Source organism: Nonomuraea sp. NPDC049421, from assembly GCF_040677005.1.
Classification (GTDB): Bacteria; Actinomycetota; Actinomycetes; order Streptosporangiales; family Streptosporangiaceae; genus Nonomuraea; species Nonomuraea salmonea.
On record NZ_JBFAQA010000008.1, the window covers coordinates 53,873 to 67,402 of the forward strand.

At 72.9% G+C, this 13,530-nt stretch carries 13 protein-coding genes; 4 read left to right on the plus strand and 9 right to left on the minus strand.

Annotation, left to right across the window (positions count from 1 at the left end; translation table 11 throughout):
* Window positions 1-17: 17 nt before the first annotated feature.
* Complete coding sequence (locus tag AB0K18_RS15740) at window positions 18-1,772, minus strand: long-chain fatty acid--CoA ligase (protein ID WP_364914705.1); 1,755 nt, start codon at window positions 1,770-1,772, stop codon at window positions 18-20.
* A 347-nt stretch (window positions 1,773-2,119) separates the two neighbouring features.
* Between AB0K18_RS15740 and AB0K18_RS15745 the strand changes: the two genes are divergently transcribed.
* Window positions 2,120-3,793: an ABC-F family ATP-binding cassette domain-containing protein gene (locus AB0K18_RS15745; RefSeq protein WP_364914706.1), complete on the plus strand. Its 1,674-nt coding sequence runs from the start codon at window positions 2,120-2,122 to the stop codon at window positions 3,791-3,793.
* A 38-nt stretch (window positions 3,794-3,831) separates the two neighbouring features.
* Window positions 3,832-4,806, plus strand: a complete 975-nt coding sequence (locus AB0K18_RS15750) for a hypothetical protein (RefSeq protein ID WP_364914707.1) — start codon at window positions 3,832-3,834, stop codon at window positions 4,804-4,806.
* 162 nt (window positions 4,807-4,968) lie between these two features.
* On the opposite strand, the gene AB0K18_RS15755 is transcribed toward AB0K18_RS15750, so the two are convergent.
* A complete protein-coding gene (locus tag AB0K18_RS15755) occupies window positions 4,969-5,232 on the minus strand; it encodes a zf-TFIIB domain-containing protein (protein ID WP_364914708.1) in 264 nt (87 codons plus the stop codon).
* Between the two features lie 59 nt (window positions 5,233-5,291).
* Window positions 5,292-6,149, minus strand: coding sequence for a phosphotransferase (locus tag AB0K18_RS15760; RefSeq protein WP_364914709.1), 858 nt, complete (start codon window positions 6,147-6,149; stop codon window positions 5,292-5,294).
* A 65-nt stretch (window positions 6,150-6,214) separates the two neighbouring features.
* Between AB0K18_RS15760 and AB0K18_RS15765 the strand changes: the two genes are divergently transcribed.
* Window positions 6,215-7,102 carry a TIGR03619 family F420-dependent LLM class oxidoreductase gene (locus AB0K18_RS15765; RefSeq protein WP_364914710.1) on the plus strand — a complete coding sequence of 296 codons (888 nt, stop codon included), beginning with the start codon at window positions 6,215-6,217 and terminating at the stop codon, window positions 7,100-7,102.
* On the opposite strand, the gene AB0K18_RS15770 is transcribed toward AB0K18_RS15765, so the two are convergent.
* Genes AB0K18_RS15770 through murQ form a run of 3 tightly spaced genes read right to left on the minus strand, consistent with a single transcriptional unit; the run spans window position 7,099 to window position 9,495 of the window.
* Window positions 7,099-7,479 (minus strand): VOC family protein, encoded by a 381-nt coding sequence (locus AB0K18_RS15770; RefSeq protein WP_364914711.1) that lies wholly within the window; start codon window positions 7,477-7,479, stop codon window positions 7,099-7,101. The genes AB0K18_RS15765 and AB0K18_RS15770 overlap by 4 nt on opposite strands.
* Before the next feature lie 10 nt (window positions 7,480-7,489).
* Window positions 7,490-8,551, minus strand: a complete 1,062-nt coding sequence (locus tag AB0K18_RS15775) for a serine hydrolase domain-containing protein (RefSeq protein WP_364914712.1) — start codon at window positions 8,549-8,551, stop codon at window positions 7,490-7,492.
* Between the two features lie 44 nt (window positions 8,552-8,595).
* Window positions 8,596-9,495: an N-acetylmuramic acid 6-phosphate etherase gene (gene murQ / locus AB0K18_RS15780; protein ID WP_364914713.1), complete on the minus strand. Its 900-nt coding sequence runs from the start codon at window positions 9,493-9,495 to the stop codon at window positions 8,596-8,598.
* Between the two features lie 57 nt (window positions 9,496-9,552).
* Between murQ and AB0K18_RS15785 the strand changes: the two genes are divergently transcribed.
* Window positions 9,553-10,662 (plus strand): DUF1343 domain-containing protein, encoded by a 1,110-nt coding sequence (locus AB0K18_RS15785; protein WP_364914714.1) that lies wholly within the window; start codon window positions 9,553-9,555, stop codon window positions 10,660-10,662.
* An 8-nt stretch (window positions 10,663-10,670) separates the two neighbouring features.
* On the opposite strand, the gene AB0K18_RS15790 is transcribed toward AB0K18_RS15785, so the two are convergent.
* The 3 genes from AB0K18_RS15790 to AB0K18_RS15800 are packed head-to-tail and all read right to left on the minus strand — an operon-like array spanning window position 10,671 to window position 13,527.
* On the minus strand, window positions 10,671-11,534 hold the full coding sequence (locus AB0K18_RS15790; protein ID WP_364914715.1) for a GNAT family N-acetyltransferase: 864 nt from the start codon (window positions 11,532-11,534) through the stop codon (window positions 10,671-10,673).
* On the minus strand, window positions 11,534-12,544 hold the full coding sequence (locus tag AB0K18_RS15795; protein ID WP_364914716.1) for an ABC transporter ATP-binding protein: 1,011 nt from the start codon (window positions 12,542-12,544) through the stop codon (window positions 11,534-11,536). Before AB0K18_RS15795 ends, AB0K18_RS15790 begins: the two co-directional genes overlap by 1 nt.
* Window positions 12,541-13,527: an ABC transporter ATP-binding protein gene (locus AB0K18_RS15800; RefSeq protein ID WP_364914717.1), complete on the minus strand. Its 987-nt coding sequence runs from the start codon at window positions 13,525-13,527 to the stop codon at window positions 12,541-12,543. The genes AB0K18_RS15795 and AB0K18_RS15800 overlap by 4 nt, the downstream gene beginning before the upstream one ends.
* Window positions 13,528-13,530: the final 3 nt, after the last annotated feature.

Genomic DNA, 13,530 nt, shown 5'->3' on the forward strand with positions numbered 1-13,530 from the left:
CCGGCAGCACTCAGGCGTCAGCTGTAGAAGGCGTCGAGGACGCCGCCGTGGCGCTCCTCGACGGCCTTGCGCTTGATCTTGAGGCTGGGGGTCAGCTCACCCGTCTCCACCGTGAAGTCGCTCGCCAGGATCGCGAACTTCTTGACCGTGGCGTAGCTGGCCTCGCCCGCGTTGACCTGCTCGATCGCCTTCTCGACCTCGGCGCGCACGCGCGGGTGCTCGCGCAGCTCCTCGGGGTCGAGGGGCAGCGACTCCGCCTCGGCCCACGGCTTGACCACCTCCATGTCGAGGGTGACCAGGCAGGTGACGTAGTTGCGGCGGTCGCCGTGCACGAACACGTGCGACACGTACGGGCAGGCCGCCTTGATCCGGCCCTCCAGGTAGGTCGGGGCGACGTACTTGCCGCCCGAGGTCTTGATCAGCTCCTTCTTGCGGTCGGTGATGCGCAGCCGCCCGGCCTCGTCCACCTCGCCGATGTCGCCGGTGTGCAGCCAGCCGTCCTCCAGCGCCTCGGCCGTCTCCCCGGGCAGGCCGTGGTAGCCGCGCATGATGCCGCGCCCCTTGATGAGGATCTCGCCGTCGTCGGCGATGCGCACCTCGGTGCCGGGGAACGGCAGCCCGACCGTGCCGAACCTGACCGACTCCGGCCGGTTGAGGAAGGTGCCGGCCGACGACTCCGTCAGCCCGTACCCCTCGAGGATGGTCAGGCCGGCCGCGTCGAAGAACTCGGCGATGTCCTGCGACAGCGGGGCCGCGCCCGAGATGAAGAAGCGGATCCGGCCGCCGAACCGCTCGCGCAGCTTGGCGAAGACCAGCCGGTCGGCGAGCGCGTACTCGGCCCGGGTGGTCACGGGCACCGGCACGCCGCGCTGGCGGGCCCTGCTCACCCTGATGCCGGTCCTGCGCGCCCACTCGAAGATGCGCAGCTTGAGCCCGCCGTCGTTGCGCATGTTCGCCACGACCGTGTTGTGGATCTTCTCGAAGATGCGCGGCGCGGCGGCCATCACGGTCGGCCGCAGCACGCCGAGGTTCTCGGCGATCTTGTCGAGGCGGCCGTCGATCGCGGTCGGCACGCCCTGCCCGATCATCACCACCTCCAGCAACTTGCCGAACGAGTGCGACAGCGGCAGCCACAGGAAGTGCAGGTCGTCGGGGGAGATGAGGCCGACCTCGCGGACCGCCTCGGCGGTGTAGAGCCAGTTGTCGTGGGTCAGCTCGACGCCCTTGGGGCGGCCGGTGGTGCCGGAGGTGTAGATGAGCGTGGCCAGGGAGTCCTGGGCGATGGCGTCCACCATGGCGTCGTAGTCGCCCTCGCTCGCAGTGACCGAGGCGAGCGGGATCACCCAGTCGTCGTCGCCGGCCGCGCCGTCGATGACGATCACGTGCGTGACGTCGGGCAGCTCCTTCTGCACCGACCTCAGCTTGGCGACCTGGTCGTCGTTCTCGGCGACGACGATCGTGCTGCCGGAGTCGTTGATGATGAACGCGGACTCCGCCGCGGTGTTGGACGGGTAGATCGTGGTCGTGGCCGCTCCGGTCGCCAGCACGGCGAGATCGCACAGGATCCATTCGAGGCGGGTCGAGCAGAGGATGGACACGCGGGTGCCGGGGCCCGAGCCGAGCTGCGCCAGGCCGAGGGCCAGCCCGCGCACCCGGTCGCCCACCTCGCGCCATGACAACGAGGTCCACCCGTCGTCCGAGGGCACGCGGTACGCCTCGGCGTCGGGGGTGGCCGCGATCCGGTCGCGGAGCAGGGAGGGAATGCTGGACATGCCTGACCTCCTGGGGGGTGATGGCCCGACTCTAAGGCGGCGGTGGCGCTCCAGTCGATGGTTCTTGCCATGCCGTGGGGCGTGACGTATGCTCCCGACCGTCTCATCGCCGATCCGTGGGGGCAGCCGACGTGAGGATCTGAGGTCGCGGGCACCGCGCCGTTCCGCCCTGCCGTGCACGCCCGATCCGGGCCACGCCAGAGGCTCGCGCGTCTCCTGGACCTCTGACGGCTCCTCGTCCCCTTCAGGCCGATGGGCTCTGCTCCGAGCTCCCTCGTAGGCGCGTGCGTATGCGGTGATTCCCGCTCAAGTCGCGAAATTTCGACTTTTGTGATGGGAGCCGCTTCATGGCGTATTCGATTGTCGTGGACCATGTGTCCTTCTCCTGGCCGGACGGCACCAGCCAGCTCAACGGGATCGACGCGGCCTTCCCCGCCGGGCGTACCGGGCTGATCGGGGGCAACGGGTCGGGCAAGTCCACACTGCTGCGGATCATCGCCGGTGAGCTGACCCCGCGTACGGGGTCCGTGACCGTGGCGGGCGTGGTCGGCCACCTGCCGCAGACCGTGCCGCTGCGGGCCGGGCGTACCGTGTCGGACCTGCTGGAGATCACCCGTACGCGGGCCGCGCTGCACGCCATCGAGCGCGGCGACGTGGCGGACGAGCACTTCGCCGCCGTCGGCGACGACTGGGACGTCGAGGAGCGCGCCCGTGCCGAGCTCGACCGGCTCGGGCTCGCCCACGTCGGGCTCGACCGCACGGTCGGCACGCTGTCCGGCGGCGAGGCCGTCATGGTCGCGCTCGCCGCGCAGCTGCTCAAGCGGCCCGACGTGCTGCTGCTCGACGAGCCGACCAACAACCTCGACCTGGCGGCCAGGCAGCGGCTCTACGCCGCCGTCGAGACCTGGCAGGGCGTGCTGCTCGTCGTCAGCCACGATCGGGCGCTGCTGGAGCTGGCCGACCAGATCGCCGAGCTGCGCGACGGCGCCGTCCGTCTGTACGGGGGGAATCTGAGCGCGTACGAGGAGCAGGTCGCCGCCGAGCAGGAGACGGCCGAGCGCGTCGTGCGCACGGCGGAGGGCGAGGTGCGCCGTCAGCAGCGCGAGCTGGTCGAGACGCGGACCAGGCTGGAGCGCAGCGCCAGGGTCGGCAGGAAGGCCTTCGCGACCAACAAGGTCGACAAGCTCACGGCCGGCGCGCTCAAACGCAAGGCCCAGGTCACCGCGGGCAAGCAGCGCGCACTCCACGAGGAGCGGCTCGCCGGGGCCCGCGAGCGGCTGGCCGAGGCGGAGCAGGCGGTCCGCGACGACGCCGAGATCCGCATCGAACTCCCCGGCACGGAGGTCCCCCAGGGCCGCGTGGTCCTGACCCTCCCGCTCGGCCCACCCGCCCCGCGAGAGGGGGAGGTGCCGGACCGCGAAACGCCGGTCCAGCGGAAGCGGGAGCTGGAGGCGCCGGAGCAGGAGGGTGCGGGTGCCACCCGGCAGGAGCGGAGGAGCGTGGTGGAGACGCTGGTCGTGCGGGGGCCGGAGCGGATCGCGTTGCTCGGGCCGAACGGGTCGGGCAAGACCACCTTGCTCAAGCGCATACTCGCGCACGGCGCCCACGTGCCCGTCCGCTACCTGCCGCAGCGGCTCGACCTGCTGGACGACGGGCTGAGCGTGGTGGACAACGTCAGGACCGTGGCGCCGTCGGCGTCGGTCAACGAGGTGCGCGCCCGCCTGGCGCGCTTCCTGTTCCGCGGGGAGCGGGCTGAGCGGCGGGCGGGCACGTTGTCGGGCGGCGAGCGCTTCCGCGCGACGCTGGCCGCGCTGCTGTCGGCCGAGCCGCCGCCGCAGCTCCTGCTGCTCGACGAGCCGACCAACAACCTCGACCTGGCCAGCGTCCGGCAGCTGGCCGAGGCGCTGGCGGCGTACCGGGGCGCACTGATCGTGGCCAGCCACGACCTGCCGTTCCTGGAGACGCTCGGGATCACCCGATGGCTGCGGCAGGACCGGGAGGAGGGACTGTCGGAATCGTGAATTGACGGTGGGGGATCAACCCGGAGATAGTGTGGCAGGTGGTTACACCCCGGTTGATCTCCTCCGTTCTCGCTCTGGCGACCCTCACCACGCTCGGCGCGTGCTCAGCGGCCGGTGAGTCACCCACCGGGGGCGAGTCGAAGGTGAGCGGCGTCGCGGGCGGCGAGGGCACCGCCCCTGCCACCGACGGCAAGGAGACCTCGGCCGCGCTGACGCCCGAGGCGTACAAGGGCGAGCTGGAGAGCCGGCGCAAGGCGATGACCGACGCGATCAGCGGCCTCACCAAGGCACGCGGCGTCAAGGCGCTCGACACGCGGGTGGGACGGGCCGAGGAGGCGCTGAGCGGCGCCGTCGAGGCGCTGTCCGCCCTCACCCCGCCCGACGCCGTACGCGCCCAGCACGAGGCGTACGTCGCCAGCCTGCGCGAGGTCGCCACCGGCCTCGGCTCGACGGCGGGCAAGGTCGGCTCCCGCGACCTGTGCACCCCGTCGGCGGTGCTGACCGACCTCGGCGACAAGCTGACCGCGCTCGACAGGGCGGGCCGCGCCCTGCAGACCGCCGGCGACTACCCGGCCGACGTGGTGACGGTCAAGGCGGGCGAGCGGCGTACGCGGCGGCTGCGCAACGGCGCGTTCGTCAAGAAGGGCGGCACGCTCGACGGCCGCAGCTCGCTGGAGATCGACAACGGCGGCAGCCTCGACGCGGTGGTGACCGCGCTCAGGGGCGGCAGCAAGGTGTTCAGCGTGTACGTGCGCAGGAAGGCGACGTTCAAGGTCAAGGGCGTGCGCGACGGCAACTACAAGATCTACTTCACGCACGGCACCGACTGGGACGGCAGGTCCGGCGCCTTCACCCGCGACTGCAGCTTCGAACGCTTCGAGAAGACCGTGAAGTTCAAGACGACGTACACGGCGACGCAGATCCTCTGGCACGACTGGCGGCTCACGCTGCACACGATCAGCGGCGGCAACGCCCGCACCGCGCCGGTGGACCCCGAGGACTTCCCGGGCTAGAGCCGCGACGAGGCCCGGCAGACGAGGCCCGGCAGACGAGGCCCGGCAGACGAGGCCCGGCAGACGAGGCCCGGCAGACGAGGCCCGGCAGACGAGGCCCGGCAGACGAGGCCCGGCGACGGGAAAGGCCGCGCTCCCTGGCGGGGCGCGGCCTCAAGAGGATCAGGTGGAGAAGAGCATGCCCACCCAGCTGCGCTGACGGTGGTGGCCGTAGTGGTGGCCGCCGTGGTGGGGGGCTCCCCAGGCCGGCCCGGGAGCCGCCGGAGGAGGAGGCGGGGGAGCCGCGTGGTACTGCGTCTCCATCCGGGTCAGCGTCTCGAGCTCGCCATAGTCGAGGAAGATACCCCGGCAGTTGTCGCACTGCTCGATGTGGACGCCGTTGCGCTCGTAAGTCCGCATGTTCCCGCGGCACTTGGGGCACTGCATCTAAGTCGCTCTCCTTGACTTCGAGGTCTCTGGGTTGAAACCTACCGCGCGCAACGCCGTCACGCCCTGACGATTCTGTTGCACGCCTCGACTAACGAATGTTCGACCTCGTCGAGTTCCCGGCCCTCGCGGCCCGCGTTGACCACCGCCACTGCCGCGAGCTGCACGGTCAGCGCCCTGGCCGGCACGTCGAGCCACCGCCACGGGTCGTCGCCAGGGCCCAGGGCGGGCCCGCCGGAGGCGAGGTAGGCGCCGAGGAACCGCTCCCACACGGCCGGTTCGAGCAGGCCGGCCGCGTACCAGGCGGCGGGCCGCGCGAGGTCCCACGCCGGGTCGCCCACGCCCAGGTCGTCGACGTCGATGAGCAGCCACCTGTCTCGGTGGACGAGCTGGCCGAGATGCCAGTCGCCGTGCGTCAGCAGACCGGGCAGTGGCGGCGGCTCGGGCAGTTCCTTGAACGCCCGCCTGATCAGCTGCTCGACCGGCCCGTCACCCGGCATGCGATCGACCGCGCGGGCCGCCCTGGCCGGGCCTCCGGCGGGCGGCAGCGCCGGCAGGAACGTCAGCGGCACCGCGTGCAGCCGGGCCAGCAGCCGGGCGCCCTCCTCCCAGGGGGCCGCGCCCGGGTCGTCGTCCTGCGAGATCGGCCGCCCGGCCGGCCACACCGTGACCGCGCGCCCCGCCGCCGACAGCACCTCGGGCACCAGCGGGGCCAGCATCACGCCGCTCACCGCGGCCGACGCGGTGGCGCGCAGCCGTGGCCGCAGCGACTCGGCGTCGTCGCGCGCCGAGTGGGCCTTCACCACGACCTCGCCCAGCCGTAACACCTTCACGTCGGTGCGCGTCGGGTGCCACACGGGCGTGCCGGTGCCGCCGTACGCGGCGGCGATGCCCGCCAGCTCCTCCTCGAGACCCACCCGTACAGCCTATTTCGTCCGCAGGTGGCGCGGCTCCCGGCGGCGGCGTAGGGAACACTGGGCGCATGAGAATCGGTTTCGCCGTACCCGTGTCAGGGCCGTGGGCCACACCCGGGCACATGCGCCGTGCCGCCGTCCGGGCCGAGGAGCTCGGCTACGCGGAGCTGTGGACGTTCCAGCGGCTGCTCTATCCGGTCGGCAGCACCATGGGGCCCACTTACCGCGCCGTCCACGACCCGCTGATCACGCTGTCCCACGTGTCGGCCATCACCAGCCGCATCGGGCTCGGCGTCGCGGTGATCAACGCGTACGTGCCGCCGATCCTGCTGGCCAAGCAGCTCGCCACCTTGCAGACGCTGTCCGGCGGCCGGGTCAGCGCCGGCATCGGCCTGGGCTGGCTGCCCGAGGAGTTCGAGGCGAGCGGCGTCGGCATGGAGCGGCGCGGGCGCAGGGGCGAGGAGTTCGTCGAGCTGCTGCGCCGGGCGTGGAGCGACGACGTGGTCCAGCACAGCGGCGACTTCTACCGGGTGCCGCCCGCCCACATCGACCCCAAGCCGGAGCCGGGGCCGCCGCGGATCCTGCTCGGCGGGTCGGCCGAGGTCGCGCTGCGCAGGGCGGCCCGGCTGGCCGACGGGTGGGTCAGCTCCAGCAGGGAGGACCTGGCGGCCATCGGCGGCAGGATCGAGATGATCAAGGCGGAGCTGGCGGCGGCCGGGCGCGACCCCGGCGCGTTCCGCTTCGTGGTGCGCGGGGTGACGCGGGTGCGGGCCGCCGACGAGGACCGGCCGCTGTCGGGCACGTACGACAAGATCCGCCGCGACGTGGCGGCCCTGGGCGCGGCCGGCGTGACCGACGTCTTCCACGACCTCAACTTCGATCAGGACATCCCGGCCGCGGACCCCGAGGAGGCGATGCGCAGGGCCGAGGAGGCCCTGGAGGCGCTGGCTCCCTAGCCGCCGCCGTAGGGCACGGTGATGATCTCCAGATTGTGCCCGTTGGGGTCGGACCAGTAGAGCCCGCGCCCGCCGTCGTTGGTGTTGATCCGCCCCGGCTCCCGGTGGTACGGATCGGCCCAGTACGTCAGCCCGCGCTCCCTGATCCGGCCCCGGATGCGGTCGAACTCCTCCTCGCTCACCAGGAACGCGTAGTGCTGCTCCGGCACGTCATCGCCGGCCTGCACGACGTCGAGCGAGACGCCGTTGGCGAGCGTGACGACGCGGAAGGGCCCGTAGACCGGCGCCGGCTCGAGACCGAGCACGTCGACGAGGAAGTCCGCCGTGGCGTCCCGGTCCCGAGCCGGGACGATCGTGTGGTTCAGCTGGACACTCATACTTCGCAGGCTACGTCAGGAGGCCGGACAGGCGGGCCGCCTCCTCCGCCACCGCGTTCCGCAGCTCCCTGACGCCCTCGCGCCCGCGTACGGGGTGCACGGCGTTCGTCAGCAGGACCACGGTGAGGTGGCGGGCCGGGTCGATCACCAGGGAGGTGCCGGTGAAGCCCGAGTGGCCGTACGCGTCCTTGAGCGGCCCGACGATGCCTGGATCGCCGATCCGCACGCCCAGCCCGTGACGGAACGGCGCGCCCTCGGCGCCCTGGTCGCGCGTCATCTCCGCCACGGCCGCCGCCCCCAGCACCGGCCCGCCGCCCAGCCGCAGCGCCTCACCGAAGGCCAGCAGGTCGCCGGCGGGGGCGAAGACGCCCGCGTGCCCGGCCACGCCGCCGAGCGCGTACGCGGTCTCGTCGTGCACCTCGCCCCGCACGCACCCGGGCCCTGGACGCTCGGCCTTCCACTCGGTCGCGGCCACCCGGCCGAGCACCTCGGGACCCGGCCGGTAGCCGGTGTCGGACAACCCCAGCGGGCCGGTGACCCGCTCGCGTACCAGCACGTCCAGCGGCGCCCCTCCGGTCAGCTCGGCCAGGCGGCCGGCCATGACCATGCCGACGTCGCTGTAGAGGTAGGGGCCGCCGACCGGATGCGCGGACGGCGTGGCGACCATGGCGGCCAGGCGGGCGCCGGCGTCCGCGTCCGGCAGCTCCTGGTCGATGCGGCGGGTCGGCGGCAGGCCAGCCGTGTGGGTGAGCAGGCGGCGGGGGGTGATGCGGGGATCGGCGGCCGGCAGGTGCGCGGTCACCGGCGCGTCGAGGTCCAGCCTGCCCTCCTCGGCCAGCGAGAGCAGCACCGTCGTGGTGAACAGCTTGCTGACCGAGGCCAGGTCGAAGATCGAGTCGCGGCGGGCCGGCGGGCGGCCGGCGGCGAGCGTGCCGCCGGCGTCCGCGTACCGCACCAGCTCCCCGGCGGCCGCCTGGGCCGCCACGCAGCCGTCCACGGCGATCAGCGCCACCGCGGCGGGGCACACCTCGGGCACCGCCGCCGCCAGGATCGCCTCCAGCCGGTCCGGCATCTCCGTCCTCCTCACCGTGAAGTTCAACCGCCCGCCCGGACGTCTCAGCCGCTGAGCGCGTCGCTGAGGCGCTCGCCGTGCGAGCTCAGCAGCGCTCTGGCCGCGTCGGCGTCGAGGCCGTGCCTGATCATCAGCACCGCGACCTTCGCCTGCCCGCCCGCCGCGTCCAGCGCCGCGCCGGCCGTCTCCTGGTCGGCCCCGGTGATGTCGCTGACGATGCGCAGCGCCCGCCCGGCGAGCTTGCTGTTCATGGCCGACATCTCGATCATCTTGTTCCCGTACGTGCGGCCCAGCTTGACCATCGAGATCGTCGAGATCATGTTCAGCACGAGCTTCTGGGCCGTGCCCGCCTTCAGCCGGGTCGAGCCGGTCACCACCTCGGGCCCCACGACCACCTCGATGGCGTGCTCGGCGGCGGCCGACAGCGGCGCGTCGTCGTTGCACGACAGCCCCACGGTCAGCGCGCCGCGGCCGCGCGCCTCCGCCAGCGCGCCCAGCACGAAAGGAGCCCGCCCGCTGGCGGACACGCCCACCACCGAGTCGAGCGGTCCCACCTCCAGGTCCTTCAGCGCGGCGGCGCCGGCCTCGGCGTCGTCCTCGGCACCCTCAACGGAACGGGTCAGCGCGTCCGGCCCGCCGGCGATGATGCCCTGCACCAGCGACGGGTCGGTGCCGAACGTCGGCGGGCACTCGCTGGCGTCGAGCACGGCCAGGCGCCCCGACGTGCCGGCGCCGACGTAGAGCAGCCGGCCGCCCTGGCCCATCCTCTCCGCGACGGCGTCGATCGCCCCCGAGATCGCCGGGAGCACCACCGCGACGGCGGCGGGCACGGCGGCGTCGGCCTGGTTCATCAGCCGGGCGAGCTGCAGGGTCGGCAGCCGGTCGATCTGGGCGTAGCGGGGGTCGCTCTGCTCGGTGGACGGCTCTGATAGCGGATCAATCATGTCGCTAATTTCCACCCTCTACTTCTCTCTTGTAAATATCTTTCAGACAATGGGTTCATGCCACACGTACGAACAGGAGCCGAACGGCTGGCCGCGGATCCCGCCCTGGCGGGCGGCACGCGCCTCGGCCTGATCACCAACCCCACCGGCGTCCTGCCCGATCTGACCCCTGTACCCGACGCCCTGCTGGCGGCGGGTCTGAACCTGACCGCGCTCTTCGGCCCCGAGCACGGCATGCGCGGCACCGCGCAGGCCGCGGGCAGCGAGGCCGACGGCGTGGACGAGCGGACCGGGCTGCCGGTCTACGACACGCACAAGCTCTCCGGCGACGCCCTCGACGCGGTGGTGGCCGCCTCCGGGGTGGACACGCTGGTCTTCGACATCGCCGACGTGGGCGCCCGCTTCTACACCTACGTGTGGACCATGTACGACCTCATGGCCGCGGCCGCCCGGCTGGGGCTGCGGTTCGTGGTGCTGGACCGGCCCAACCCGCTGGGCGGGACCGTCGAGGAGGGGCCGCTGCTCGACCCGGCGTACGCGAGCTTCGTCGGCCGCTTCCCGCTGCCGCTGCGGCACGGCAGGACGGCCGGGGAACTGGCCGGCCTGTACGGCTTCGACCTCGACCTGACCGTCGTCACGATGGAGGGCTGGCGGCGGGAGATGACCCACGCCGACACGGGGCTGCCCTGGGTGATGCCCTCGGTCAACATGCCGACCCCGGAGACCGCGCTGGTCTATCCGGGCACCGGCCTGTTCGAGGGCACCAACTTCTCCGAGGGGCGCGGCACCACCCGGCCGTTCGAGCTGGTCGGGGCGCCGTACCTGGACGCGCGCTTCGCCCCGGCGCTCGGCGAGCTGGGCCTGCCGGGGGTGCGGTTCAGGGAGGCGTGGTTCACGCCGACGTTCCACAAGCACGCCGGCGTCCCCGTACGGGGAGTGCAGCTCCACGTGCACGACCCCGCCGCGTTCCGCCCGGTGCTGACGGGCCTGTCGATGCTGCACGTGGCCCGCACCCTCCACCCGGACGAGCTGCGCTGGGAGGGCCCTGAGCTGTTCCTCGACCACCTGTGGGGGTCCGGCACGCTCAAGAAGTGCCTGGAGGCCGGTGGGGACCCGCGCGAGCTGTGCCCGCCGCCCGCCCACCCTGAGGGAGGACTTCTGTACTGACCGGCCCATCACGCCAGATCGCGCCGGTAGAGCCAGAAGACGCGTTCGGCTCGCGCGCCCACGGCGCGCGAGTAGAACCGCAACGGCCCCACCCACCCGATCTGGGCGTGGTCCTGCCCGGCGGCCCGCTGCTCGGCCAGGCACCTGCGCAGCAGCACGCGCCCGAGGCCGAGGCCGCGGGCGTCGGGCGCGGTGCCCATGGGGCCGAACCAGGACGGCCGCGCTCCCCAGGCCGCGAAGCCGAGAACGCGGCCGTCGCGTTCCGCGTAGTGCAGCCCGGTTGCGTTGACCGCCTCCCAGGCCCAGCGATCGTTCCAATGCCCGGCGACGAAGGCCGCCACGCGCTCGCGATCCGAACCCGCGTCCAGGCTGTGCACGGACACGCCCGCACGCTTGAGGCCGGCCAGCTCGTCCTCGACGGACAGGTCGGCGTGCCGCAGGTCGGCGGTCATGTTCCAGGCCACCTCGTAGCGCTCGTAGCCGAGGCGCTCGGCCAGGCAGGCGGCGGCGGTGTAGCGCACGTCTATGCCGGGCCAGGCGTAACAGGGCGGGTTGCCGGCGAAGCGGGCCTCGCGGGCCCCCTGGCCGCGCAGCCAGTCCTCGGCCGCCCGCACCAGCGCCCGCCCGCGCCCGGCGCCCTGGGCCGAGGGCTCCACGGCCAGCAGATCGACGTGACCGACCGCCGGGTCCACCGAGTTGAGCGAGGCCATCACGACGCCGCCGTCCACGGCCAGCGCCGTCCAGCGCCGCTCGGCCGGGGGCCGCGACAGGCTGCGCACCAGCGCGGCGCCCTCGCCGGCGTCGAACGTCAGCGCCGACTCGGCCACCCGCGCGGCCTCCCCGGCGTCGAATTCCCGCACGGAGTGCGTCATCACACCTCGCTCATCGGGCGGGCGATCACGCTGCGGCGCTCGGGGTAGAAGCACGCGTGCTCCTGCGGCACGCCCTCGGTGAGCTGCAGCAGCGGCCGCTCCGACGCGCACCGCTCGGTGCTGAACGGGCAGCGGCGGGCGAACAGGCAGCCCTCGTCGGCCTGGCTCTCGTCCAGCGACTCCAGCGGCACCACGGGCTGCTCGCCCGGCTGCTCCAGGCCGTGCAGGACGGGGATGGCCGACAGCAGCGACTGCGTGTACGGGTGCACCGGGTCGGCGATGATCGTGTCCACCGGGCCGTGCTCGACGACCTGGCCCCGGTAGATGACGTACAGCTCGCCGTCGCCGCCGATGTAGCGGGCCGTCGCCACGTCGTGCGTGATGAACAGCACGCTCACGCCGAGCCGCTCGCGCAGGTCCTTCAGCAGCGCGAGGATGCCCAGCCGGAGCGAGACGTCGATCATCGAGACGGCCTCGTCGGCGACCAGCATCTCCGGGTCCACGGTCAGCGCGCGGGCGATGACCACGCGCTGCCGCATGCCGCCGGACAGCTGGTGCGGGTAGCGCGACAGCACCGAGCCCGGGTCGAGGCCGACCAGCGAGAGCACCTCGGCGGCCCGCTCCTCGATCCAGGCGCGCGAGCGGCCGGTCTGCCTGGCCCGCAGGCTGAGCGGCGCGAACAGCGTCTGGTGGACGGTCCTGGTCGGGTTCAGGGCCGAGTACGGGTCCTGGTGGATCATCTGGATCTTGCGGAAGTGCGGCTGGCGCTGCTTGGGCTTCAGCCCCGACAGCTCGACGCCGTCGATCGCGATCTCGCCCTCGTCGTACGACTCCAGCCCCGCGATGATCCGCCCCAGCGTGGTCTTGCCGCACCCGGACTCGCCGATGAACGAGGCCGCGCCGCCCTTGGGGATGGCGAAGTCCACGCCCCGCAGCGCCCGCACCTCGCGGGCGCCCAGCACCTTGCCCCGCTGCTTGAACGTCTTGACGACGCCCGTTCCGGTGATCATGCGTGCTCCTTCACGGTCACGGCGTGACAGGCCACGGTACGCGTGCCGTGCTCGACGGCCTCGGGGTCCACGGTGTCGCACACGTCCATGCGCAGCGCGCACCGCTCCCTGAACACGCAGCCCTGCTCGGGCACGGTCGCCAGCGTGGGGGGCCGGCCCGGCAGCGCCTGCGCCTCGTCGATGTCGCCGACGAGCCGCGGGATGGCCTTGATCAGGCCGCGCGTGTACGGGTGGCTGGGCGCGCCGAGCACCTCCCTGGTGGGGCCCTGCTCGACGAGGCGGCCGCCGTACATGACGGCCAGCCGGTCGGCGACCTCGGCCACCACGCCGATGTCGTGCGTGATGACCAGCGTGGTCAGGCCGCGCTCCGCGTGCACCTCGCGGACGATCTTCAGGATGTTCGCCTGGGTGATCATGTCGAGCGCGGTCGTCGGCTCGTCCAGCACCACCAGGTGGGCGTTGAGCACCAGCGCCAGCATGATGCCGACCCGCTGGCGCATGCCGCCGGACAGCTCGTGCTGGTGCGAGTCCAGCACGCGGGCGCCGTCCATGCCCATCCGGCCGAGCAGCTCCTTGGCCTCGCGCACCAGCCCGCGCAGGTCCTCGACCCCGTGCGAACGGCCCAGGTCGAGCAACTGCTTGCCGACCGTCTTGAGCGGGTTGAGGGAGTTCTGGGCGGCCTGGAAGACGTAGCCGATGTGCTTGCCGCGCGCCTTGCGCAGCTTCTCGCCCGACAGCGCCGCCACGTCGCCCAGCCCGTCGATCTCGACGCTGCCCGCCGCGATCCTGCCGGGCGGCTGCACGGCGTTGAGCAGCGACAGCGCGAGCGTCGACTTGCCGGATCCCGACTCGCCGACGATGCCGGTGATCGAGCCGGGCTCCAGCGTCAGGCTGACGTCCCTGACGGCGGGCAGCTCGCCCGCGGGGGTCTTGTAGACGACCGTCAGGCCGCCGATGCGCACTCCGGGCGCCTTGTTGCTCACCCT